At 63.5% G+C, this 25,588-nt stretch carries 19 protein-coding genes; 13 read left to right on the top strand and 6 right to left on the bottom strand.

Features of this window, described 5'->3' with window-relative positions; genetic code table 11:
- From acs to infB, 11 genes are all read left to right on the top strand, one after another.
- Positions 1-1,881: acetate--CoA ligase (acs, locus tag ACP15I_RS16665; RefSeq protein WP_424974092.1), on the top strand; the 1,881-nt coding region annotated here is incomplete at its 5' end.
- A gap of 5 nt (positions 1,882-1,886) precedes the next feature.
- Entirely contained in the window at positions 1,887-2,576 is a 690-nt protein-coding gene (locus tag ACP15I_RS16660) for an adenylate kinase (protein ID WP_424975946.1), read from the top strand.
- Positions 2,577-2,632: 56 nt separating this feature from the next.
- Positions 2,633-2,890 (top strand): DUF4212 domain-containing protein, encoded by a 258-nt coding sequence (locus ACP15I_RS16655; RefSeq protein WP_424967220.1) that lies wholly within the window; start codon positions 2,633-2,635, stop codon positions 2,888-2,890.
- Between the two features lie 18 nt (positions 2,891-2,908).
- Complete coding sequence (locus ACP15I_RS16650) at positions 2,909-4,678, top strand: sodium:solute symporter family protein (protein WP_424967219.1); 1,770 nt, start codon at positions 2,909-2,911, stop codon at positions 4,676-4,678.
- A gap of 117 nt (positions 4,679-4,795) precedes the next feature.
- On the top strand, positions 4,796-6,616 hold the full coding sequence (locus ACP15I_RS16645; protein WP_424975945.1) for a putative nucleotidyltransferase substrate binding domain-containing protein: 1,821 nt from the start codon (positions 4,796-4,798) through the stop codon (positions 6,614-6,616).
- 12 nt (positions 6,617-6,628) lie between these two features.
- The gene (locus ACP15I_RS16640) at positions 6,629-7,144 is read left to right on the top strand and encodes a hypothetical protein (protein WP_424975944.1); all 516 of its coding nucleotides are present in this window, start codon (positions 6,629-6,631) and stop codon (positions 7,142-7,144) included.
- Between the two features lie 50 nt (positions 7,145-7,194).
- Complete coding sequence (locus ACP15I_RS16635; RefSeq protein WP_424967216.1) at positions 7,195-8,622, top strand: exonuclease domain-containing protein; 1,428 nt, start codon at positions 7,195-7,197, stop codon at positions 8,620-8,622.
- Between the two features lie 163 nt (positions 8,623-8,785).
- Positions 8,786-9,376, top strand: coding sequence for a ribosome maturation factor RimP (gene rimP / locus ACP15I_RS16630; protein WP_424967215.1), 591 nt, complete (start codon positions 8,786-8,788; stop codon positions 9,374-9,376).
- 14 nt (positions 9,377-9,390) lie between these two features.
- Entirely contained in the window at positions 9,391-11,028 is a 1,638-nt protein-coding gene (gene nusA / locus ACP15I_RS16625; RefSeq protein WP_424975943.1) for a transcription termination factor NusA, read from the top strand.
- A gap of 20 nt (positions 11,029-11,048) precedes the next feature.
- Positions 11,049-11,687, top strand: a complete 639-nt coding sequence (locus ACP15I_RS16620; protein WP_424975942.1) for an RNA-binding protein — start codon at positions 11,049-11,051, stop codon at positions 11,685-11,687.
- Positions 11,684-14,173 (top strand): translation initiation factor IF-2, encoded by a 2,490-nt coding sequence (gene infB, locus ACP15I_RS16615; protein WP_424967212.1) that lies wholly within the window; start codon positions 11,684-11,686, stop codon positions 14,171-14,173. Before ACP15I_RS16620 ends, infB begins: the two co-directional genes overlap by 4 nt.
- A gap of 366 nt (positions 14,174-14,539) precedes the next feature.
- On the opposite strand, the gene ACP15I_RS16610 is transcribed toward infB, so the two are convergent.
- The 3 genes from ACP15I_RS16610 to ACP15I_RS16600 form a co-directional block, all read right to left on the bottom strand.
- Complete coding sequence (locus ACP15I_RS16610; RefSeq protein ID WP_424975941.1) at positions 14,540-14,938, bottom strand: (deoxy)nucleoside triphosphate pyrophosphohydrolase; 399 nt, start codon at positions 14,936-14,938, stop codon at positions 14,540-14,542.
- Positions 14,935-16,143 (bottom strand): bifunctional glutamate N-acetyltransferase/amino-acid acetyltransferase ArgJ, encoded by a 1,209-nt coding sequence (gene argJ / locus ACP15I_RS16605; RefSeq protein ID WP_424975953.1) that lies wholly within the window; start codon positions 16,141-16,143, stop codon positions 14,935-14,937. The genes ACP15I_RS16610 and argJ overlap by 4 nt, the downstream gene beginning before the upstream one ends.
- Positions 16,144-16,265: 122 nt before the next feature.
- The gene (locus tag ACP15I_RS16600; protein WP_424975940.1) at positions 16,266-17,108 is read right to left on the bottom strand and encodes a peptidylprolyl isomerase; all 843 of its coding nucleotides are present in this window, start codon (positions 17,106-17,108) and stop codon (positions 16,266-16,268) included.
- A 227-nt stretch (positions 17,109-17,335) separates the two neighbouring features.
- Here ACP15I_RS16600 and secA point away from each other — a divergent pair, with 227 nt between their 5' ends.
- On the top strand, positions 17,336-20,053 hold the full coding sequence (gene secA, locus ACP15I_RS16595) for a preprotein translocase subunit SecA (RefSeq protein WP_424975939.1): 2,718 nt from the start codon (positions 17,336-17,338) through the stop codon (positions 20,051-20,053).
- Positions 20,032-21,564 (top strand): hypothetical protein, encoded by a 1,533-nt coding sequence (locus ACP15I_RS16590; protein ID WP_424975938.1) that lies wholly within the window; start codon positions 20,032-20,034, stop codon positions 21,562-21,564. Before secA ends, ACP15I_RS16590 begins: the two co-directional genes overlap by 22 nt.
- Here the strand turns inward: ACP15I_RS16590 and radC are convergent.
- The 3 genes from radC to dnaK form a co-directional block, all read right to left on the bottom strand.
- A complete protein-coding gene (radC, locus tag ACP15I_RS16585) occupies positions 21,536-22,297 on the bottom strand; it encodes a RadC family protein (protein WP_424975937.1) in 762 nt (253 codons plus the stop codon). The two genes, ACP15I_RS16590 and radC, sit on opposite strands and share 29 nt — an antisense overlap.
- A 34-nt stretch (positions 22,298-22,331) precedes the next feature.
- Positions 22,332-23,489: a molecular chaperone DnaJ gene (gene dnaJ, locus ACP15I_RS16580; RefSeq protein ID WP_424975936.1), complete on the bottom strand. Its 1,158-nt coding sequence runs from the start codon at positions 23,487-23,489 to the stop codon at positions 22,332-22,334.
- Positions 23,490-23,564: 75 nt separating this feature from the next.
- Positions 23,565-25,484: a molecular chaperone DnaK gene (dnaK, locus tag ACP15I_RS16575; protein WP_424967205.1), complete on the bottom strand. Its 1,920-nt coding sequence runs from the start codon at positions 25,482-25,484 to the stop codon at positions 23,565-23,567.
- Positions 25,485-25,588 lie beyond the last annotated feature (104 nt).

Here is a 25,588-nt window from a genome sequence, read left to right as displayed (position 1 = left end):
GACGCGATGTATTCTGCGTCGGTTTCTGATCCTGAGGGGTTTTGGGGGGAGCATGGTCGGTCTTTGGACTGGATCAAGCCCTATACGAAGGTGAAGGACACGTCCTTTGCGCATGATGATGTGCATGTGAAGTGGTTCGAGGATGGCACGCTGAACGTGGCGGCCAATTGCATCGACCGGCATCTGGCCACGCGCGGGGATCAGACCGCGATCATCTTCGAGCCCGATGATCCTGCCGAGCCGGCCCAGCACATCACCTACAAGGCGCTGCACGCTTCGGTCTGCAAGATGGCCAATGTTCTTGAAGAGATGGGCGTGCGCAAGGGCGACCGGGTCATCCTCTATCTCCCGATGATCCCCGAGGCGGCCTATGCGATGCTCGCCTGCGCGCGGATCGGCGCGATCCATTCGATCGTCTTTGCGGGCTTCTCCCCCGATGCCCTGGCCGCCCGTGTGAACGGCGCCGATGCCAAGATTGTCATCACGGCCGATTACGCCCCCCGTGGCGGCCGTCAGACCCCGCTCAAGTCCAATGCGGATGCGGCCCTGCTGCACACCAAGGACAGCGTCAAGATGCTGGTGGTCAAGCGCACCGGCGGTCAGACCACCTGGGTCGACGGGCGCGATTTCGACTATAACGAGATGGCGCTGGAGGCCTCGGACCACCACATGCCCGTCGAGGTCGAGGCCGAGCATCCGCTGTTCATCCTCTATACCTCCGGCTCCACCGGTCAGCCCAAGGGCGTGGTGCACAGCTCGGGCGGGTATCTTCTCTATGCGGCGATGACCCAGAAATACGTCTTCGACGTGCATGAGGGCGACATCTACTGGTGCACGGCCGATGTGGGCTGGGTCACCGGCCACAGCTACATCGTCTATGGCCCGCTCGCCAATGGCGGCACCACGGTGATGTTCGAGGGCGTGCCGACCTATCCGGACGCGTCCCGCTTCTGGGAGGTCTGCGACAAGCACAAGGTCACCCAGTTCTACACCGCCCCCACCGCGATCCGCGCGCTGATGGCGAAGGGGCCGGAGTTTGTCGAGAAATGCGATCTGAGCACGCTCAAGGTGCTGGGCACCGTGGGCGAGCCGATCAACCCCGAGGCCTGGAACTGGTACAATGACCATGTGGGCAAGGGCAAATGCCCGATCGTCGACACCTGGTGGCAGACCGAGACCGGTGGGCACCTGCTGACGCCGCTGCCCGGGGCCACGGCCCTGAAGCCCGGCTCGGCCACGACGCCCTTCTTCGGCGTCCAGCCCGTCGTGCTCGAGCCCACCACGGGCGAAGAGATCACCGCGACCGAATGCGAGGGCGTGCTCTGCCTCAAGGACAGCTGGCCGGGCCAGATGCGCACGGTTTACGGCGACCATGAGCGCTTCGTGAAGACCTACTTCTCGGACTACAAGGGCTACTACTTCTCGGGCGATGGCTGCCGCCGGGACGCGGATGGCTATTACTGGATCACCGGCCGGGTCGATGACGTGATCAACGTCTCGGGCCACCGGATGGGCACCGCCGAGGTCGAAAGCGCGCTCGTGGCCCATGCCAAGGTCGCCGAGGCCGCCGTGGTCGGCTACCCGCACGAGATCAAGGGCCAGGGCATCTATTGCTACGTGACCCTGATGAATGGCGAAGAGCCCTCCGAGGAGCTCCGCAAGGAGCTGCGCACCTGGGTCCGCACCGAGATCGGCCCGATCGCCGCGCCGGACCTGATCCAATGGGCCCCGGGCCTGCCGAAAACCCGCTCCGGCAAGATCATGCGCCGCATCCTGCGCAAAATCGCCGAAGACGACTTCGGCGCCCTCGGAGACACATCAACCCTCGCAGACCCCTCCGTCGTCGACGACCTCATCGAAAACAGAATGAATAAGGGGTGATCGACATGGATGGCGCAACTCTGACAACTGCGAAAACCGTCAATGTGATCCTGCTCGGCCCTCCGGGGGCCGGCAAGGGCACCCAGGCCCGGATGCTCGAAGAGAAGTTCGGCCTGGTCCAGCTCAGCACCGGAGATCTGCTTCGCGCGGCTGTGGCGGCGGGAACCGAGGCGGGCAAGGAAGCCAAGGCCGTGATGGAGTCCGGTGGGCTGGTCTCTGACGAGATCGTTCTGGCGATCCTGAAGGATCGTCTGGCCGATGATGATGTGAAGGCCGGGGTCATCCTCGACGGCTTCCCGCGCACCACGGCTCAGGCCGAAGCGCTGGACACGCTGCTGGCGGATACCGACCAAGGTATTGATGCGGCAATTTCGCTCGCGGTGGATGACGAGGCGATGGTCGAGCGGATTTCCGGTCGCTTCACCTGCGGAAGCTGCGGCGAAGGCTATCACGATACGTTCAAGGCGCCTGCGAAATCAGGCACTTGCGACAAATGCGGCGGCACGGACATGAAGCGTCGTGCCGACGACAACGCTGAGACGGTGCGCGAGCGGCTCAAGGCCTATCACGCCCAGACGGCACCCCTGATCACCTACTACGACAAAAAGCGCAGTTTGACCGAGATCAATGCCATGGCGGCGATCGATGAGGTTGCATCCTCGCTTGAGACTATCGTTAAGCGTGTTTTGGGATAACCCATGGGAGCGCCTCGCGCAGGGGCGTCTTCCTGATTTTGGAAAGGGAGAGAGTCGTGTCGGACAATTCTGACAATAGTGGCTACTGGGCGGCCAATATTCGCCTTGTGAAAATCTGCCTCGTAGTCTGGGCGCTTGTGTCGTTCGGATTTGGCATTCTACTGCGTCCGTTGCTTTCGGGCATCGCGGTGGGGGGAACAGACCTGGGCTTTTGGTTCGCCCAGCAGGGATCGATCCTCGTATTCCTGGCACTGATCTTCTTCTACGCCTGGCGCATGAACAGCCTCGACAAAGAATACGGCGTCGAAGAGTAATCCGAGGGACACGGAACAATGGATCAGTTTACCTTGAACCTGCTGGTGGTTGGCGCGACCTTTGCGCTTTACATCGGCATCGCGATCTGGGCCCGTGCGGGTTCCACATCTGAGTTTTACGCCGCGGGTCGCGGTGTTCACCCGGTCACCAACGGTATGGCGACTGCGGCAGACTGGATGTCTGCGGCCTCGTTCATCTCGATGGCGGGCCTCATCGCCTTCACCGGCTATGACAACTCCTCCTTCCTGATGGGTTGGACCGGTGGTTACGTGCTTCTGGCGCTGCTGCTGGCTCCGTATCTGCGGAAGTTCGGCAAGTTCACCGTGCCGGAATTCATCGGCGACCGCTTCTATTCGCCGACCGCGCGCATGGTGGCCGTGATCTGCCTGATCGTCGCCTCCGTGACCTACGTGATCGGTCAGATGACCGGCGTGGGCGTGGCCTTCTCCCGCTTCCTCGAAGTGGACAATGCGACCGGCCTCTTCATCGGCGCGGGCGTTGTGTTCTGCTACGCGGTTCTCGGCGGCATGAAGGGTGTGACCTACACCCAGGTGGCGCAGTACTGTGTTCTGATCACCGCCTATACGATCCCGGCGATCTTCATCTCGCTGCAGCTGACCGGCAACCCGATCCCGGGTCTGGGTCTGTTCGGCACGCATGTGTCCTCTGGCCAGCCGCTCCTGCAGCAGCTCGACCAGGTGGTTCAGGAGCTCGGCTTTGCGTCCTACACGGGCCACCATGCCGATACGCTGAACATGCTGCTCTTCACGATCTCGCTGATGATCGGTACCGCGGGTCTGCCCCACGTGATCATGCGCTTCTTTACGGTGCCCCGCGTGGCTGACGCCCGTTGGTCCGCTGGCTGGACGCTGATCTTCATCGCCCTGCTGTATCTCACGGCTCCGGCGGTTGGCGCCATGGCGCGGATCAACCTGATCGACACGGTCTACCCGAACGGCACGCAAGCACAGCCGCTCGAGTACGAAGCACGCCCTGATTGGATGAAGAACTGGGAAGTCACCGGCCTCCTGAAGTTCGAAGACAAGAATGGCGACGGTCAGATCCAGTGGTACAACGACAAGTCCGCAGCCTTCGCAGAAACCGCAGCCGCAAATGGCTGGCAGGGCTCCGAGCTGACCGTGAACCGCGACATTCTCGTGCTGGCCAACCCCGAGATCGCACAGCTTCCGGGCTGGGTCATCGCGGTGGTCGCTGCGGGTGGTCTGGCTGCGGCTCTGTCCACGGCGGCGGGTCTGTTGCTCGCGATCTCCTCGGCTGTGTCGCATGACCTCTTCAAGGGTCAGCTGACACCGAACATGTCCGAGAAGAGCGAGCTGCTGACGGCGCGTCTCTCCATGGCGGTTGCCATCGGTGTGGCTACCTATCTGGGTCTGAACCCGCCGGGCTTCGCCGCGCAAACCGTGGCTCTGGCCTTCGGTCTGGCGGCAGCATCGCTCTTCCCTGCGCTGATGATGGGTATCTTCTCGAAGACCATCAACAACAAGGGTGCGGTTGCCGGTATGCTGATGGGTCTGGTGACAACCCTGATCTACATCTTCCTGCACAAGGGCTGGTTCTTCATCCCGGGCACCAACAGCTTCGATGACAGCGACCCGCTTCTGCTGACCATCAAGTCGACCTCGTTCGGCGCGGTTGGTGCGGCTCTGAACTTCGCGACGGCTTACTTCGTGTCCAGAGCGACGGATCCGGTGCCGGATGAGATCGTCGAACTGGTCGAAAGCGTGCGCATCCCCAAGGGTGCAGGCGCAGCGGCTGCTGACCACTAAGCTCCTCCTCTGGATGGGACCGGCCCACCCGGTCCCATCCCACCCCAAATCCTTGCGTCCCGGCCTGTTTCAGGTCGGGGCGCATTCTTCCTCGGTTCCAGCTGATGAGCGTGCAACATGTTGCAAGACCTGACGAAGATCCAGGCGTTCCTCGCCCATGTACATCCCTATGACAGTCTGACCGAAGCCGAGCTGGCCGCCCTTGCGGGCCGCGTCGAGCGGGTCGAGATTGCCGCCGGGGAGACGATTTATGCCCTCGGCGAGACTTTGCGCGGGGTCTATGTGATCGCCGCCGGCGAGGTCGCGATCGCCGACGAGACCGGTGCGCAGATCTCCCATCTCGGGGTCCGCAACAGTTTCGGCGAGCGCGGTTTGGCGCGTGACGGGCTGGCCGTGACCACCGCCACTGGCGCCAGCGATGCCGAGCTGCTGGTGGTGCCGGTCGAGGTGTATCACGAGCTCATCGAGGCCCATCCGGCCATCGCGAAATTCTTTGACCGCTCCCGCGGTTCCGACATCCGCAAGACCGATCTGGCCACGGCCCGGATTTCCGAGCTGATGACGCGGCAGGTCCTTGGGATCACCGCCGATGCCACGATCGAGCGGGCCGCCCATCTGATGCATTCCAAGCGCGTCTCGTCCTTGGCGGTGATGGAGGGCGGGCGACTGGCCGGCATTCTCACCGTGCGCGACATGACCCGGGTCGTGGCCGATGGCATCGCCACCGAGCGCCCGGTCTCGGAACTTATGGCGCGCGACCCGATCACCCTGTCGCCCGATGCGCTGGGATCGGACGTGCTGCATACCATGCTCGAGCGCAGGATCGGCCACCTGCCGATCACCGACAAGGGCGCGCTTGTGGGCATTGTCACCCAGACCGATTTGATCCGATTCCAGGCGCTGTCCTCGGCGCAGCTGGTTCATGACATTGTCTATGCCAAGACCCCGTCCGAAATCGCGCTGGTCACCAAGCGGCTGCCCGAGTTGCTCGCGCAGCTGGTCGGGGCGGGCAACCCGCACGAGGTTGTCACCCGGCTGATCACCGACATCGCCGATGCCGCGACACGGCGCCTTCTGACACTGGCCGAAGAGAGCCTCGGCCCCCCGCCCGTGCCCTATCTCTGGCTCGCCTGTGGCAGTCAGGGCCGGCAGGAACAGACCGGCGTGTCGGATCAGGACAATTGTCTGATTATCGATGACGCCATGACCCCCGGCATGGACGCCTATTTCAAGGCGCTCGCAACCTTCGTCTGCGACGGTTTGAACGAGGCGGGTTATGTCTATTGCCCCGGCGACATGATGGCGACGGCGGATCGCTGGCGTCAGCCGCTGCGGGTCTGGAAGTCGTATTTCCAGAAATGGATCGCCAAGCCCGACAATGAGGCGCAGATGCTTGCCTCGGTCATGTTCGACCTGCGCGGGATCGGCGGGGAGCAGAGCCTGTTCGAGGATCTGCAGGAAGCGACGCTGAAAGCTGCCTCGGCCAACAGCATCTTCGTCACCCATATGATCGCCAACTCGCTCAAGCATACGCCGCCGCTGGGCATGTTCCGGGGCTTTGCGACGATCAAGTCGGGCGAGCACAAGAACCAGCTCGATCTGAAGCATAACGGCGTGGTGCCGGTGGTGGATCTCGGCCGGGTCTATGCCCTGCAGGCCCGGCTGACGGCGGTCAACACCCGCGCCCGGCTCGAAGCCGCGAAGGAGAACGGGGTGATCTCCACCTCCGGGGCGGCGGATCTGCTGGATGCTTACGACCTTATTGCGGAATCCCGGCTACAGCACCAAGCTCGGCAGGTGCGCGCGGGCGAGAAGCCGGACAATTACATGTCCCCGACCAGCCTCTCGGATTTCGAGCGCAGCCACTTGCGGGACGCCTTCGTGGTGATCCGAACCATGCAATCCGCCGTCGGCTCCGGCCGGGGTGCGGTCACCTAAAGAAAGCGCCGTATGTTTCTCGAACTCATTGCCACATTCGTCATCGGCTTCGGCGTCGCCGGTGTCGTCCTTTTGCTGAACCGGGTCTCGGGCGGGCGGTTGCCCCGGGCGATGCTGCCGATTGCGGCCGGGCTCGCCATGATCGGCTTCACCGTCTGGAGCGAGTATTCCTGGTACGACCGGACGGTCAGCCAGTTGCCCGAGGGCGTCGAGATCCTCGTCGTGCATGAGCAGCAGACCTTCTATCAGCCCTGGAGCTACGTGAAGCCCTTTGTGAGCCGGTTTCTGGCGGTGGATCTTGCGCGGGCCATGCGCAATGACACCCAGCCCGATCAGGTGATCGTCCCGCTCGTCTCCATGGAGCGGTGGCAATTTGGCAGCGAGGTGCCCGTGGCCGTGGATTGCGTTGGGTCAAGGCGCGCGGACCTCGCGGACGGTATCGAATTTGATGAAGTGGGAGCTTTGGTGGACGCAGACTGGATCACCGTGGAGGCGGATGATCCCTTGCTGGAGGCTGTGTGCACGTAACGATCTGAAGGGGGAGTGCGATGTTGGAGACATTGAGTTTACGACTGCGCGTGTTTTTGTTTTTTGCCTTTGTCGCTGGGGGGGCCGTTCTGGCCGTGGCGGGGGCGCTCGTGCTGGGATACCGCCAGCTCGGCAGTGCCGACGCGCTGTCGGCCTTTATCACCAGCGGTGCTGTGGCGGGGTTCGTGATCCTGTCGCTGGTCACCTGGGTCTGGCTGCTCTTTGACGAGAATGTCGCCAAGGCGCTGGAAAACCTCGCCACGGATATGCGCGCCCGCGCCCATGCGGATGTGGAACGCGACCTCGATCAGGGCACGGCCAAGTATCTCGGCGATCTCGCGCCGGCGGCGGCGGCCGTGACGGCCAATCTGTCGGACATGAAGAACGGGCTGGCACAGGCGGTGATGCGCGAGACGACCCTGCTCGCGGCGGAAAAGAGCCATCTGGAGGCGCTGCTCTGCGATCTGCCCACGGGCGTGGTGCTCTGCAATGCCCATCATCAGGTGGTCTTCTATAATGGCCGGGCCCGGACCCTGCTGGAGCCGCTGGGCGGGATCGGGTTGGACCGGTCGTTGGCCACGGTGCTCGACGCCGCGCCGGTCGAGGCGGCCTATGCCCAGCTCATCGCGCAGCCGCGCGAAAGCTGCGCGGATATGCGGCTTGAACTGAATGAAGGGCGGCTGCGTCTCGGCGTCGGCATGCGTCTGGTCGAGCCCTTGCCCGATAGCGAGATCGAGCCGGGCTATATCCTCACCCTGCGGGATGCGCCGCGCACGGATGCACCGTGCCAATGGCCGATCTCGATCCCGCGCGAGACCGCCTTTGATTTCGACCTGCTCCATGCGCGCCCGTCGCGGGATGTGATGGAGCATCGGCTCGACGACCTGAAATACGTGATCTTCGACACCGAGACGACGGGCCTCTTGCCGGATCGCGGTGACGAGGTGTGTCAGATCGCGGCCTGCCGGGTGGTCAATGGCAAGATGGTCAAGACGGAGGTCTTTGACACGCTGGTCAATCCGAACCGCCCGATCCCGCTCTCGGCGACGAATATCCATGGGATCACCGATGCCATGGTCGCGGATGCGCCGGATTTCCTGACGGCGGGCAAAGCGTTTCACGATTTCTGCGACGGGGCCGTTCTGATCGCGCATAACGCGCCCTTTGACATGGCGTTCTTCTATCGCAAGCAGGGGGAGATGGGCGCGCGGTTCGATCACCCGGTGCTCGATACGGTGCTGCTCTCGGCGGTGATCTATGGGCAAACGGCCCAACATTCACTGGATGCGATTGCCGAGCGGCTCCATGTCACCATCCCCGAAGAGGCCCGCCACACGGCCCTCGGCGATGCGCTGGCCACCACGGAAGTGTTCCTCAAGATCCTGCCGATGCTGCAGGCCAAGGGGATCGAAACCTTCGGGGATTTGCTGGCCGAGACCAAGAAACATGGGCGCTTGCTCGAAGATCTCAACGCCTGAGCCCCTCGGGGGCTTGTCCCGAGGGGGATTCGCGCGTATATCGCCTTCAACAGCGGCGGCTGCGGGTCCAAACCGAAGCCTCCACCGATCTGATCCGACGGGCCGCAGGGCCCGTTTTTTTGTTTCCAACGACCAGACCTGCCGAGAAAGGCCGACCGATCCCGTGACCGATCTGATTGCCAAAACCACGCTCGATCAGCGCATCGCGGCCATTGTGGCCCCGGTGATCGAGGATATGGGATATGAGCTTGTGCGCCTGCGGGTGATGAGCGGCAAGACCCGCACCCTGCAGATCATGGCCGAGAAGCCCGAGGGCGGGATCGAGGTCGATGATTGCGCGGCGATCTCGACCGCCGTCTCGGCGACCCTCGATGTCGAGGATCCGATCGAGGACAACTACACGCTCGAAGTGAGCTCGCCGGGCATCGACCGCCCGCTGACGCGGCTCAAGGATTTCGATGCGTGGCAGGGATATGAGGCCAAGATCGAGACCACCGAGCTGATCGATGGCCGCCGCCGGTTCAAGGGCAATATCGTCGGAACCGAGGACGGCGAAGTGCTGATCGAGATCGAGGAAGGCACGATTGGCCTGCAATTCGACTGGCTCAGCGATGCGAAACTTGTGCTGACTGACGATTTGATCCGGGATGTCCTCAAAGGCCGTAAGGATGCGGGCCAGGTGGACGAAACCCAGTTTGACGAAATCCAGACCATCATCGACGGCGATGATGAACCACCCGCGAACACCGCGTAAGGGGAGAGAGACGAATGGCAATCACCTCCGCCAACCAGTTGGAGCTTTTGCAGACCGCCGAAGCGGTGGCCCGCGAAAAGATGATCGATCCCGTTCTGGTGATCGAGGCCATGGAAGAGAGCCTCGCCCGGGCGGCGAAGTCGCGCTACGGCTCGGAGATGGACATCCGTGTGTCCATCGACCGCAAGACCGGCGTGGCGACCTTCACCCGCGTGCGCACCGTGGTCGAGGATGAAGAGCTTGAGAATTATCAGGCCGAACTGACCGTGGAGCAGGCCAAGCCTTATCTTGACGATCCCAAGGTCGGCGATACCATTGTCGATCAGGTTCCCCCGGTGGAAATGGGCCGGATCGCCGCCCAGTCGGCCAAGCAGGTCATCCTGCAAAAGGTGCGCGAAGCCGAGCGGGATCGCCAGTTCGAGGAATTCCAGGACCGTGCGGGCACCATCATCAACGGTGTGGTCAAGCGCGAAGAGTATGGCAATGTCATCGTGGATATCGGCCGGGGTGAAGGCGTGCTGCGCCGGAACGAGAAGATCGGCCGCGAGAGCTATCGCCCGAACGACCGGATCCGCTGCTTCATCAAGGATGTGCGCCGCGAAGTGCGTGGCCCGCAGATCTTCCTGAGCCGCACCGCGCCGGAATTCATGGCCGAGCTTTTCAAGATGGAAGTGCCCGAGATCTATGACGGCATCATCGACATCAAGGCCGTGGCCCGCGACCCGGGCTCGCGCGCCAAGATCGCCGTGATCTCCTATGACAATTCCATCGACCCGGTCGGGGCTTGTGTCGGTATGCGGGGCTCCCGCGTGCAGGCGGTGGTAAACGAACTTCAGGGCGAGAAGATCGATATCATCCCGTGGAATGAGGATCAGCCGACCTTCCTCGTGAACGCGTTGCAGCCCGCCGAGGTCTCCAAGGTGGTTCTGGACGAGGATGCCGAGCGGATCGAGGTCGTGGTGCCCGACGAGCAGCTGAGCCTCGCCATCGGCCGCCGGGGTCAGAACGTGCGTCTGGCCTCGCAGCTGACCGGGCTCGACATCGACATCATGACCGAGGCGCAGGAATCCGAGCGTCGTCAGGCCGAGTTCGCCGAGCGCACCAACATGTTCGTCGAGGCGCTCGACGTGGATGAGGTGCTGGCGCAGCTTCTGGTGTCCGAAGGCTTCACCTCGCTCGAGGAAGTCGCCTATGTGGATCAGGACGAGCTGCTGGTCATCGACGGGTTCGACGAGGACACCGCCGAAGAGCTGCAAACCCGCGCCCGCGAGTTCATCGAGGAGCAGGCCAAGCAGGCTCTGGCGCGTGCCCGTGAGCTGGGCGTCGAAGACAGCCTGGTTGACTTCGAGGGCCTGACACCCCAAATGCTGGAAGCCCTGGCCAAGGACGGTGTGAAAACCCTTGAGGACTTCGCGACCTGCGCGGATTGGGAACTGGCTGGCGGCTGGACCACCATCGATGGCGAGCGCGTCAAGGATGATGGTGTCCTTGAGCCTTTCGATGTGTCTCTCGAAGAAGCCCAGCTTCTGGTGATGACAGCCCGCGTTCAGCTGGGCTGGGTCGATCCGGCCGATCTCGAGCCAGAGGCTGAGGAAGAGACGTCCGAGGAGGGCGATATCGAAGGCTCCGCCGAGGAGGAGACCCAGGCCTGAGCGCAGGCACGGGCGCTGACATGACCCGGGGTGGGCGAAAAAAGGACCGCGCGGCGGAAACGGCGCGCAAATGCATCGCCACAGGTGATATCCTGCCAACGGCAGAGCTGATCCGGTTCGTGACCGGCCCCGATGGCACGGTGGTTCCGGATCTGGCGGGCAAGCTGCCCGGTCGGGGGATGTGGGTCAAAGCTGAACGCGCGGCCCTCAGCCGCGCCGTGACCAAGAATCTCTTCCCGCGCGCCGCCAAGGCGCCGGTGAAGACGCCGGACGATCTGGTGGCGCAGGTCGAAGATCAACTTCAGGCGCGCGTGGTGTCTCTTCTGGCACTCGCACGCAAAGCCGGGCAGGCGATCTGTGGATTCGAAAAGGTCCGCGGCTCTCTGGATACCGGCATGGCGGTCGTGCTTTTGCAGGCTGCTGACGGCTCTGAACGGGGCAAATCGAAGCTGCGGGCCCCGGATGGCCCGGCAAGCTATATCGGCTGGCTGTCTGCCCGGGAATTGGGTTTGGCATTTGGCCGCGATAGTGTGATACATGGCGCCTTAACGGCTGGCGGACTCACAATGCGTGTTGTAGAGGAAGCCACGCGGCTTGCAGGCGTCCGCGAAAACGATGACGGCGGGTCCGCCGCCGGAAAGGATACGACAGACGTATGAGCGATACAGACGGCAAGAAAACACTCGGCCTCCGCAGCGGGTCCCGCACCGGACAGGTGAAGCAGAGCTTCAGCCATGGCCGGACCAAGAACGTTGTGGTCGAAACCAAGCGCAAGCGCGTTCTGGTGCCGAAGCCGGGTGCTCAGGGAGCTGGCGGTCGCGGCGATCCCAAGAAGCCGGGTGGCGCCACCGATGCGGAGATGGAGCGTCGCCTGCGCGCGCTGCGTGCAGCGAAGGCCAACGAGTCCGAAGAGGCCGAGCGCCGCGCAGCCGAGGAGAAGGCGCGCGAGGAAGAACGCGCGCGCCGTCGGGCCGAGATCGAAGCCAAGGAACGCGAAGAGCAGGAGCGCGCCGAGCGCGCCCGTCAGCGTGCCGAAGAGGAAGAGGCCCGCAAGAAAGCCGAAGCGGCTGCTGCGGCCAAACCAGCCGCACGGGCGAAACCCAATGATCCGGCGCCTGTCGATCCCGCGGCGGCCCAGGCGGCCGAAGCTGGACGCGGCGGGGCCAAGCCCTCGTCGGGTGCGCGCAAGGATCGCAATGATCGCGCGCAGCCCCGCAAGGAACAGAAGGGCAAGGGCGATGACCGTCGCCGGTCCGGCAAGCTGACCCTGAACCAGGCGCTCTCGGGCGATGGCGGGCGTCAGAAATCCCTCGCGGCCATGAAGCGTAAGCAAGAGCGCGAGCGCCGCAAGGCCATGGGCGGAAGCCAGGAGCGCGAGAAGGTTGTCCGCGACGTGCAGCTGCCCGAGACCATCGTGGTCCAGGAGCTTGCCAACCGGATGGCCGAACGTGTCGCCGACGTGGTCAAGGAGCTCATGAAAATGGGCATGATGGTCACGCAGAACCAAAGCATCGACGCCGACACCGCGGAACTCATCATCGAGGAATTCGGCCACAAGGTGGTCCGGGTTTCCGACGCTGACGTGGAGGACGTGATCGCCACGGTCGAGGATGACGACGACGACCTCAAGCCGCGTCCGCCGGTCATCACCGTCATGGGCCATGTCGACCACGGGAAAACCTCGCTGCTCGACGCGATCCGGAATGCGAAGGTCGTCTCCGGCGAAGCCGGCGGGATCACCCAGCATATCGGCGCCTATCAGGTGCAGACCGATGACGGCACGAAGCTGAGCTTCCTCGACACGCCGGGCCACGCGGCCTTCACGTCGATGCGGGCGCGCGGTGCGCAGGTGACGGATATCGTCATCCTCGTGGTCGCCGCCGATGACGCGGTGATGCCGCAGACGATTGAGGCGATCAACCACGCCAAGGCGGCGCAGGTTCCGATGATCGTCGCGATCAACAAGATCGACCGTCCCGAGGCCAACCCGGACAAGGTGCGGACCGATCTGCTGCAGCATGAAGTGATCGTCGAGAAGCTTTCGGGCGATGTGCAGGATGTCGAGGTCTCCGCGATCAACGGCACCGGCCTCGACCAGCTGCTCGAATCCATCGCGCTGCAGGCCGAGATCCTGGAACTGAAAGCGAACCCGGATCGTGCGGCCGAGGGTGCCGTGATCGAAGCCCAGCTCGATGTGGGCCGGGGTCCGGTGGCCACGGTTCTGGTTCAGAAGGGCACGCTCAAGCGCGGCGATATCTTCGTTGTGGGTGAACAGTGGGGCAAGGTCCGCGCGCTGATCAACGACAAGGGCGATCGCGTGAACGAGGCCGGGCCGTCGGTTCCGGTCGAGGTTCTGGGCCTCAATGGCACGCCCGAAGCGGGCGACGTTCTGAACGTTGTGGCAACCGAGGCGCAAGCGCGCGAGATCGCAGAATACCGCGAGAACGCCGCGAAAGAGAAGCGCGCCGCAGCCGGGGCCGCCACGACGCTCGAACAGCTGATGGCCAAGGCCAAGTCGGACGAGAATGTCACCGAGATGCCCATCGTTATGAAGGCGGATGTGCAGGGTTCGGCCGAAGCCATCGTTCAGGCGATGGAGAAGATCGGCAATGACGAGGTGCGCGTGCGCGTGCTCCACTCCGGTGTGGGCGCGATCACGGAATCCGATATCGGTCTGGCGGAAGCCTCCGGCGCGCCGGTCTTCGGCTTCAACGTCCGGGCCAACGCGCCTGCGCGGAATGCGGCCCAGCAGAAGGGCGTCGAGATCCGCTACTACTCGGTGATCTACGACCTTGTGGATGACGTGAAAGCGGCGGCAAGCGGGCTTCTGTCTGCGGAGATCCGCGAGAAGTTCATCGGCTATTCCGAGATCAAGGAGGTCTTCAAGGTCTCCGGCGTTGGCAAGGTTGCGGGCTGTCTCATCACCGATGGTGTCGCGCGTCGCTCTGCCGGTGTGCGTCTGCTGCGGGACAACGTGGTCATCCACGAGGGCACGCTCAAGACGCTCAAGCGCTTCAAGGACGAGGTCAAGGAAGTGCAGTCGGGACAGGAATGCGGCATGGCCTTCGAGAATTACGACGATATTCGCCCCGGCGATGTCATCGAGATCTTCGAGCGGGAAGAGGTCGAGCGCAGCCTCGACTGACCCCTTGGGCCCCCGCACTTCGGGGGCCTGCACGCACAGCCGATACGGCAATAAAAAAGGGTGGCTGTTCGGGCCACCCTTTTTCCGTTCTGAATCGCGTAACCGTTAGGCTGCGTGTCCGATCGGCAAACCTTCAAATGTGCGCGTTCCCACACGCACAACAATCCGACCGTTATCCAGCGTCTTCACGAAAAGACCCTGGATGGAAACGCAGCTCCCGAGAGTGATGGTACGAAGCATGTGTGTCTCCAGTGTAGTGCCAGACACATATAGCATTCATAACGGTTTGATTCATCTAAAAACTGCCACAAAAACGTTACTAAAATTTCGGCGGCAGGTCACAAATTGGGCGAATTGTTTATGAAGTCATAGCCAATCACGTAAAATCGGGATGAGTGGAATGTCCGCCGGAGGCATCGGATAATCGCGCAGCCTGGAGGGCTCGACCCATTTAAGGACCTGATTCTCAACAGGTTTCGGAATTCCGTCCCATTTGCGGCACACGAAAAGTGGCATCAGAAGGTGGAAATCTGCATAGGTATGCGACGCGAATGTCAGCGGCGCGAGACAACTGTCCCAGGTTTCGATGCCGAGCTCCTCGCGCAACTCCCGAATCAGGCAATTTTCGGGCGTTTCGCCCGGTTCCACCTTGCCCCCGGGGAATTCCCAGAGACCTGCCATGGACTTTCCTTCGGGGCGTTGGGCCAGCAGAACCCGCCCATCCGTGTCCACGAGCGCGACCGCGGAGACCAGTATGATTTTCATGAGCGATAGTCCGCGTTGATCTCGATATAGCGTTTCGTGAAGTCGCAGGTCCACATGGTCGCCGCACCTGAGCCGAGGCCGAGATCCGTGTGGATCGTGATCTCTTCGCGGCGCATATAGGCGGCCCCGTCTTCCTCGGTGTAGCTCGCCGCGACCCAACCGGCCTCGGCCACAAGGATATCGCCAAACCGGATGGTGAGCCGATCGCGATCTGCCTGCGCGCCCGACTTGCCCACGGCCATAACGATGCGTCCCCAGTTCGGGTCCTCGCCCGCCGCCGCGGTCTTCACGAGCGGAGAGTTCGCAATGCTGCGCGCCACGGCCCAGGCATCCTCATCGCTCGCCGCGCCGGTCACCTCCACCTCGATCAGCTTCGTGGCGCCTTCGCCATCGCGGACGACCTGTTGGGCCAGATCGTGGAAGACGGCACCCAAAGCGTCGGCAAAGGCTGCGCCCTCGGGGCTGTCTGGATCAGTGATCGTCGCGTGATCTGCCGCACCGGTGGCCGCGCAGATCAAGCTGTCCGAGGTCGATGTATCACCATCCACCGTGATCGCGTTGAAACTCCGCGCATTGAGCCGCGCGACAAGGGTTTGCAGCGCGGGTTGCGTGATCGCCGCATCGGTAAAGACATAGACGAGCATCGTCGCCATATCCGGCGCGATCATGCCCGAGCCCTTGGCGATCCCTGCGACCGTCACCTTGGTGCCGCCGATCTGCGCCGTGGCCGTCGCAGCCTTGGCATAGGTGTCGGTCGTCATGATCGCATGGGCCCCGGCGCGTAGGCCGTCCGCGTGCAGGCCGTGCTTCAACTCCGCGAGCCGGTCGATGATCTTGGCATGGGGCAGCGGCTCGCCGATCACGCCGGTCGAAGCGGTGAAAATCCGCGACACCGGCACCGAGAGGCAGGCGGACAGGGCCTCGGTCACGGCCTCGACCGTGCCGGATCCGGCGCTGCCGGTGAAGGCATTGGCATTGCCCGCATTCACAAGGATCGCGGCCCCGGCCTCCAGATCCGCACCGACCGCCAGCTTTGCCTCGCAATCCAGAACGGGGGCCGAGCGGGTGGCCGATCGGGTGAAGACACCCGCCACGACGGAGCCGGGCGCAAGCTCTGCCAGCATCACATCATCACGGTTGCGATATTTGATCCCCGCCGCGCAGGTCGCGAGGCGCAGCCCGGCTATCTCGGGCAGCGCGGGCATTTCGGGCGGCGCAAGGGGCGAGACCACCGGCCCGGCGGGCGCATTCGGCGCGCGCAGAGCCTTGCGCAGCCGCGCGTTTTCTTGCCAGCGCGCGCGGCGGGACCTGTTCCGGCGCATGAGGCTTAGTCCAGAAGACTGGTGTCGCGGATCAACGCCGGGTCAATCTCGGTTTCGGACCGTGTGACCTCGACAGCGCCCACCAGGGACTCCACGACCTCACTGGCGGCGGCCTCGGACAGCCGCTCTTCGATTGTGCCACGCACTTCTGCGAGGTCGGGCGCTGCGGAATCCCGTGTGTCATTGAGCCGTACCACGTGCCAGCCGAATTGGGTCTGCACCGGGGGCGAGATGCCTTCAGGCTCCAGCGCGAGGACAGCAGCCTCGAAAGGCGCGACCATCATGCCCTTGCCGAACCATCCCAGTGAGCCGCCATTCGGGCCGGACGGCCCGGTCGACCGGGCTTGCGCGAGCTCGGCGAAATCCGCGCCGCCGTCGAGCTCGGCGATCAGGTCGAGCGCTTCTTCTTCGGTTGCCACGAGAATGTGAGATGCGTTGAATTCCTGCTCCGGCTCGACACTCGCAAACTGAGCATCATAGGCCGACTGCACTGCGTCTTCGGTGACGGCGGCTTCGATCGCGCCGGAAATCACCGTGTTCGCCATCAGGGCCCAACGCTGGCTTTCCAGCGACAATTCGAGCCCAGTGGGCAGGGTGTCCCCGAGGGATTGCGCGATGGCGGCCTGACGCACCAATTGCTCAAGAAGACCCGAAAACAGCTGATCATCGTCCATCTGCTGGAACTGCGCGGGGAGGCTGTCGGCCACCGCAATCAAGTGTCCAAGCGTGATCTCTTCGTCTCCGACCGTGGCCAGAATGGTGCTCGCATCCTGGGCCTGCGCCGAGATCGGAAAGAGCAGTGTCATCCCAAGCGCGAGCCTGGCGAGGGGGGTGCTGATGATGTTCACGAAGGCGTCTCCTGTTGCACGCGCGTTAGCGGCGTTTTTGCCTTGTCTACAAGGCCACATTGACAGTTTCGGGCCCGCCCCTTAAGTGCGGTATGTCCCCGGGGGCCGTGTGGCCGCACCGTCTCAGATGCCGTTTGTAAGCCGCACCCGAGGCGTGGGCAAGCGCGGAGCTTCGGGCAAGGATCACGAACGGTCGATAGGGCCGCAACCGGAGTACGATATCGACAATGCTGGGTCTTGGAACCATCACCAAAAAGGTCTTCGGGACCCCCAATGATCGCAAGGTCAAATCCGTCCGCCCGCTCGTGGCCAAGATCAACGCGCTCGAGGACGAGTTCAAAGCCCTCGACGACGCGGGGCTGATCGCCAAGACCGCCGAGTTCAAGGAGCGGATCGCCAACGGCGAATCCCTCGACGCGCTGCTGCCGGAGGCTTTTGCCAATGCACGCGAAGGCGCGCGCCGTGCGCTGGGTCTGCGGGCGTTCGACACGCAGCTCATGGGCGGGATCTTCCTCCATCAGGGCAATATTTCCGAGATGAAGACTGGCGAGGGCAAGACCCTCGTGGCGACCCTGCCGGCCTATCTCAACGCGCTGACGGGCAAGGGCGTGCATATCGTGACCGTCAACGATTACCTCGCCCGCCGTGATGCGGAGTGGATGGGCAAGGTCTATGCCCAGCTCGGGCTGACCTGTGGCGTGGTGGTGCCGTTCCAGGCCGAGGATGAGAAGGCCAAGGCCTATGCCGCCGATGTCACCTATGCGACCAACAACGAGCTGGGCTTCGACTATCTGCGCGACAACATGAAATCCGAGTTGAGCCAGATGTCCCAGCGCGGTCACAATTACGCGATTGTCGACGAGGTGGATTCGATCCTGATCGACGAGGCGCGTACGCCGCTGATCATCTCGGGGCCGAGCCAGGACAAGTCCGACCTCTACACGGCCGTGGACAAGGTCATTCCCGAGCTCACCGACGAGCATTTCACGCTGGACGAAAAGACCCGTGGCGTGACCTTCACCGATGAGGGCAACGAGTTCCTCGAGGCCAAGCTGCACGAGGCCGGGATCCTGCCGGAGGAGCAATCGCTCTATGATCCGGAATCGACCACCGTCGTTCACCATGTGAATCAGGGCCTGAAGGCGCACAAGATCTTCCACAAGGATCAGCATTATATCGTCCGCAATGGCGAGGTCGTGCTGATCGACGAGTTCACGGGGCGGATGACCCCGGGTCGCCGCATGTCCGAAGGGCTGCATCAGGCGCTGGAGGCCAAGGAAGGCGTCGAGATCAAGCCCGAGAATGTCACCCTCGCCTCGGTGACCTTCCAGAACTACTTCCGGCTTTATAACAAGCTGGGCGGCATGACCGGCACGGCCTCGACGGAGGCCGAGGAATTTGCTGAGATCTATGGGCTGGGCGTGGTCGAAGTGCCGACCAACCGTCCGATCCAGCGCGAGGATGAGCACGACCAGATCTACCGCACGGTCAAAGAGAAGTTCGATGCCATCGTCGAGACGATCAAGAAGGCCCATGAGAAGGGTCAGCCGATCCTTGTGGGCACGACCTCGATCGAGAAATCCGAGTTCCTCGCGCAGTTGCTGAAAAAAGAGGGCGTGCCCCATAACGTTCTGAACGCGCGCCAGCATGAACAGGAAGCCCAGATCGTCGCCGATGCGGGCAAACTGAATGCTGTGACCATCGCGACGAACATGGCAGGCCGCGGAACCGATATTCAGCTCGGCGGCAATGTGGAGATGCGCGTGCTGCAGGCTTTGGCCGAGACGCCGGATGCCAACCCGGACGAGATCCGCACCCGGATCGAGGCCGAGGTGCAGGACGAGAAGCAGAAGGTGCTCGATGCGGGCGGCCTCTTCGTTCTGGCCACCGAACGCCATGAAAGCCGCCGGATCGACAACCAGTTGCGCGGCCGCTCCGGGCGTCAGGGGGATCCCGGGCGGTCGTCCTTCTTCCTGTCGCTCGAGGATGATCTCATGCGGATCTTCGGGTCCGAGCGTCTCGACAAGGTGCTGAGCTCGCTGGGCATGAAGGATGGCGAGGCCATCGTCCACCCTTGGGTGAACAAGTCGCTCGAAAAGGCGCAGGCGAAGGTCGAGGGCCGGAACTTCGACATCCGCAAGCAGTTGCTAAAATTCGACGACGTGATGAATGACCAGCGCAAGACGATCTTCTCGCAGCGCATGGAAATCATGGAAACCGAGGATGTCGCCGAGATCACCCGGGACATGCGCCATCAGGTGATCGATGATCTCGTCGATGAATTCATTCCGCCGAAAACCTATGCGGATCAGTGGGATGCCCATGGGCTCTATGCTGCCGTTCTGGAAAAGGTCGGGGTCGACACCGATGTCATCCGCTGGGCTGAAGAAGAAGGCGTCGATGATGAAGAGATCCGCGAACGGCTGGAGCGGGCCTCGGATGAATTCATGGCGGCCAAGACCGCGCAGTTCGGCGTCGACAACATGCGGCGCATCGAAAAGCAGGTTCTGCTGCAGACCATCGACCAGAAGTGGCGGGAGCATCTTCTGACGCTCGAACATCTTCGCTCGGTCGTCGGGTTCCGGGGCTATGCGCAGCGTGATCCGCTGAACGAATACAAGACCGAGGGCTTCCAGCTTTTCGAAGGCATGCTCGACAGTCTGCGGGTGGAAATCACCGACAAGCTCGGCAAGATCCGCCCCCTGACCGAGGAAGAGCAGCAGGCGATGATGCAGCAGATCGCGGCTCAGCAGGCTGCGGCCGCCGCTGCCGCCCAGGCGCAGGCACAGGCGAAGCCGGTCCTGCAGCCGGCCGAGGCGGCCGGTGCCGTCGCCGAAGGCTTTGTCGAGGACGATCCGAGCACTTGGGGCAACCCGGGCCGGAACGACCCTTGTCCCTGCGGATCCGGGAAGAAGTTCAAGCATTGCCACGGGCGCTACACCTGAGGATAGGGCGCGCGGTCGGCCTCGGGCTCGCCGCGCTCGCGATCTGCGGCGGGGTGCGGGCCGAGCCCGTCACCCTGACATCGCGCTCTGACGGGTTCGCCGTGACCGGGGCATTGCACGCCTTCGATGGCCGGTTTTACCAGATCGACGCGCAGCATGGCCGTCTCACCCTGGCCGCGGACCAGGTGATCTGCGACGGGGCGGGCTGCCCCGCGCCCAATCAGACGACCGGCTTTGCGGTCACCGCGGCCCATGGCCCGGGGACGGTACTGCTTCCTGCGCTGTTGCAGGCCTATGCGCGGGGGCGAGATCTTGCCGTCTCCCGCGTGGCGGTGGACTCCAACCATTTCGAGGTTCAGCTCGGCGGCCCCGATGCCGCGCAGTGGTTCACCGTCCGTGTGCGCCTCGCGGTCCCGGCCGAAGGCTTTGCCGATCTCGCCGTGGGCGAGGCGGATCTCGTGCTCAGCGATCGGCTCGTGTCCGAGGACGAGCGTGCGATTGCGCGGGATGCGGGGATCGGGGATCTGACCGCGCCAGCGCAGGAAGGCGTGCTGGCCTTCGACGCGCTGATTGCCGCGACCTCGCCACGTCGTGCGCCGCGGGCGGTGACACCGGAGGCCTTTCGCACGCTCTGGTTCAGCCGCAATCCCGACTGGGCGGCGCTTGGCCATCCGGCGGCGCCGTTGCGTTTGCATGCCCGCGCCCATGGGGAGGATCTTGCTAAGCTCGATGACAGCGCGGCGTCACCGGGCGCGCCGGTGACCTATCACGCGCAGGGCGCGGATCTGGCGGCGGTGCTGCGCGATCAACCCTCAGGACTTGGGTTGCTACCCTTGTCGCGGCGGGGCCCGGCGCAAGCTCTCCCAATTGCCGGGGCTTGTGGATTGGCCCACGCGGCCACGGCCACCGGCGTTGCGCTGGGGCGATATCCTTGGATCTTTCCGCTTGCGCTCTACACGCCGGACCGTCGCGCACCCACGGATCTCGAGGCGTTCGTGACCTTCTTGAACACTGCCGAGGCGCAGCCTGTGTTGCGCCGGGCGGGCTATGTGCTGCCCTCGGCTCGTCCTGTCGAGACCTCCCTGCCGGAACAGGTCTTTGCGGCCATGGCGGCGGCGGATGAGGCGGAATTGCGTGTGTTGCAGGATCTGGCGCGCGGTCTGAACGGGGCCACGCAACTGGGCCTGTCTCTCCGGCCCTCCGCGACCGCTCGGGACCTTCGCGCCCTGAGTGCCGCCGCGTTCGATGCTCTGGCAGGGCTCGAAACCGACGCGCAACTGGTTCTGGTCGCCTATGCCGAGACGGCGGCTCAGGCGCAGGCGGATGCGCAGCAGGTGCTCATCGATCTGACCGCCGCGCGGGCGGATCGCCCGCCCCTCAAGACCGAGATTGTCGCGGTCGGGCCCAGCCTGCCGATCGCCTGTGCAGGGGAAGAGTGGTCTGCCGAGATGACCCGCCGGATCGATATCTGGCAGCGACCGGTTACAGATAGCCTTCGGATCGAAAACTGACCTCGCGCGATTTGCCGATCACCAGGTGATCGTGCAACCGCAGGCCGAGAACTTCCGCCGCATCGCGGATCGCATAGGTCATGGTGATGTCCTGCTCCGAGGGCGTCGGATCCCCCGAGGGATGATTATGCACGAGGATCAGCGCAGAGGCGTTCAGCTCCAGCGCCCGTTTGGCGATCTCGCGCGGATAGACCGGCACGTGATCCACCGTGCCCTGCGCCTGGGGTTCATCGGCGATCAGTACATTTTTGTTGTCGAGATAGAGCACCCGAAAATGCTCCCGGTCGAGATGGGCCATGGCGGTCTGGCAGTATTCGAGCAGCGCGTCCCAGCTGGACACCACCGGGCGGTCGAGCACCTTGCCCCGGGCAAGGCGATGGGCTGCGGCCTCCACGATCTTGAGTTCCAGCGCGACAGCCTCCCCCACGCCATCTACGGCCAGGAGCCGGGGCAGGGGGGCGGCCAGAACATGGGTGAAATCGCCGAAGGTCTCGATCAGCCGCCGGGCCAGGGGTTTGACATCCTGCCGTGGGATCGCGCGGAACAGAACAAGTTCCAGCAGTTCGTAATCGGGCACGGCATCGGCCCCGCCTTCGAGAAACCGCTGCCGCAACCGCTTGCGGTGATCCTTGATATAGGAGGGTTGCTGTGCCGGTTTGGCAGGGCGCGCCGACGTCGCCGCCTCGGCAAAGAGGGGCATCGGAGCTTCGTGAAAGGCGCGGGTGCGGGGCATGGCGCTAGCCTGCCCCGCGATGGTTTCCGAAGGGTTAACTCTTCATCCCGTCCCAGAAATTCTTCACGGTTTTGAAGAATTTGGAGGTTTCGGGCTGGTTATCCTGCGATTCCGCCTCGAATTCCTTGAGCAACTCGCGCTGGCGCGAGGTCAGGTTCACGGGCGTCTCGACGGCGAGTTCGATGAACATGTCGCCGGTTCCGGCCCCGCGCAGGGCTGGCATGCCCTTGCCGCGCAGGCGCATCTGTCGCCCGGATTGCGAGCCCGAGGGGATCTTCACCCGGCTGCGCCCACCATCGATGGTCGGCACCTCGACATCGCCGCCGAGGGCCGCCGAGGACATACTGACCGGAACGCGGCAGAAGAGATCCAGCCCGTCGCGCTGGAAAATCGCGTGTTCCTGGACTTCGATGAAGATGTAGAGGTCGCCCGAAGGGCCGCCGCGCATGCCCGCATCGCCTTCGCCGGCCAGACGGATCCGCGTGCCCGTCTCGACACCCGCGGGGATGTTCACGCTGAGCGACCGGGTCTTTTCCTCGCGTCCCGCGCCGCGGCAGACCGGGCAGGGGTTCTTGATGATCTGACCGACGCCGGAGCAGGTGGGGCAGGTCTTCTCGATGGTGAAGAAACCTTGCTGCGCGCGCACCTTGCCCATGCCGGAACAGGTCGGGCAGACCACGGGTTCGGCCCCGCCCTCGGCCCCGGTGCCCTCACAGGCAGTACAGGGGACGCTTCCCGGGACGGATATGGTCTTTTGCAGGCCGCGATAGGCCTGATCGAGGTCGATCCGCAGATTGTAGCGCAGGTCGGAGCCGCGCGCGGCACGCTGACGTCCGCCGCCACCGCGCTGGCCGCCCATGAAGTCGCCGAAAAGGTCCTCGAACACATCCGAGAAGGCCGAGGCGAAATCGCCCTGACCTTGCCCGCCGCCAAAACCCTGGGGTCCGCGCGGACCGCCCGTGCCATTTTCAAAGGCCGCGTGACCATAGCGGTCATAGGCCGCCTTCCGGTCCGGGTCCTTCAGGATGTCATAGGCCTCGTTGGCCTCTTTGAATTCGGCCTCGGCATTCGGGTTGTCCGAGTTGCGGTCCGGATGCAGTTCCTTGGCCTTCTTGCGAAAGCCTTTCTTGATTTCGTCGGGAGATGCCCCCTTGGACACGCCGAGGACATCATAATAGTCGCGTTTGGCCATGACCGGGTCCCTTCACTTGAACGCGGACGCCGACCCGCGCGGGGCGGATCGGCGTCATGTCGTGCATTGGAGGCGTCAGCCCTGTTTCCGGTCGTCCAGATCTTCGAAATCCGCGTCCACGATGTCGTCATCCACACTGCGCGGCTCGTCTTCACCGGCATCGGGGGCGTCTTCACCCGAAGCTTCCTGCTGCGACTTGTAGATCGCCTCGCCCAGTTTCATGGCCGCATCGGTCACGTTCTGGACGCCTGCCTTGATCTTGCCGGCATCGTCGGTCTCAATGGTTTCCTTGAGCGCGGACACGGCCAGTTCGATCGCCTCAACGGTCGAGGGATCGACCTTGTCGCCATGCTCCTCGAGGGATTTCTCCGTCGAGTGCACGAGGCTTTCGGCCTGGTTCTTGGTCTCGACCAGTTCCTTGCGCTGCTTGTCGGCGTCGGCATTCGCCTCGGCGTCGCGCACCATTTGATCGATCTCTTCGTCCGACAGACCACCGGAGGCCTGGATCGTGATCTTCTGCTCCTTGCCGGTGCCCTTGTCCTTGGCGGACACCGAGACGATGCCGTTCGCGTCAATATCGAAGGTCACCTCGATCTGCGGCAGACCACGCGGCGCGGGCGGAATATCCTCGAGGTTGAACTGGCCAAGCATCTTGTTGTCGGCCGCCATCTCGCGTTCCCCCTGGAAAACCCGGATGGTCACCGCGTTCTGGTTGTCCTCGGCGGTCGAGAAGACCTGGGATTTCTTCGTCGGGATGGTCGTGTTGCGGTCGATCAGGCGGGTGAACACGCCGCCCAGCGTCTCGATGCCCAGCGACAGCGGGGTCACGTCGAGCAGCACCACATCCTTCACGTCGCCCTGCAGAACACCGGCCTGGATCGCCGCGCCCATGGCCACAACCTCGTCAGGGTTCACACCCTTGTGGGGCTCCTTGCCGAAGAACTTGGACACTTCCTCGATCACGCGCGGCATGCGGGTCATCCCGCCGACCAGCACGACCTCGTCAATCTCGGAGGTGCTGAGACCGGCGTCTTTCAGCGCGTCCTTGCACGGCTTGAGCGAGGCCTTGATCAGGTCGCCCACGAGGCTTTCCAGCTTGGCACGGGTCAGCTTCATGACCATGTGCAGCGGCTGGCCGCCATTCGGGTCCATCGAGATGAACGGCTGGTTGATCTCGGTCTGGGTCGAGGAGCTGAGCTCGATCTTGGCTTTTTCCGCAGCTTCCTTGAGGCGCTGCAGGGCCATCTTGTCCTTGGTCAGGTCGACGCCATGCTCCTTGCGGAACTCATCCGCCAGGTAGTTGACGATGCGCATGTCGAAGTCTTCACCGCCGAGGAACGTGTCGCCATTGGTGGATTTCACTTCGAACAGACCATCGTCGATCTCGAGGATCGTGATGTCGAATGTCCCGCCGCCGAGGTCATAGACCGCGATCGTCTGGGTTTCGGACTTGTCGAGGCCATAGGCCAACGCGGCCGCGGTCGGCTCGTTGATGATCCGCAGCACCTCGAGACCGGCGATCTTGCCCGCATCCTTGGTGGCCTGACGCTGGGCGTCGTTGAAATAGGCCGGAACGGTGATGACCGCTTGGGTCACGTCCTCGCCAAGATAGCTCTCGGCGGTTTCCTTCATTTTCTGCAGGATGAGGGCAGAGACCTGCGCCGGAGAGAACGTGTCCCCCTGAACGCCCACCCAGGCATCGCCATTGCCGCCATTGACGACCGCATAGGGCAGGTTCTTCTTGTCTTTTTCCAGATCCTCGTCGTCGAACCGGCGGCCGATCAGGCGCTTGACACCGAAGACGGTGTTCTCCGGGTTCGTGACGGCCTGGCGTTTGGCGGGCTGACCCACGAGCCGCTCGTCGTCGGTATAGCCGACAATCGAGGGCGTGGTGCGCGCGCCTTCAGAGTTTTCGATGACCCGCGGTTGCGAGCCGTCCATGATGGCAACACAGGAGTTCGTGGTGCCGAGGTCGATACCAATGACTTTGCCCATTGCTATAGTCCCTTTCGTCGTGGCGATTGTTGAGAGACAAGATCCGTACGCGGCCTCTCATCTCAGATCCCAAGAAAGATCACGGGGCCCGCGATCAACGTCTC

Source organism: Dinoroseobacter sp. S124A (assembly GCF_049801015.1).
Lineage (GTDB): Bacteria > Pseudomonadota > Alphaproteobacteria > Rhodobacterales > Rhodobacteraceae > Dinoroseobacter.
This window is presented reverse-complemented; position numbering and strand designations above follow the sequence as displayed.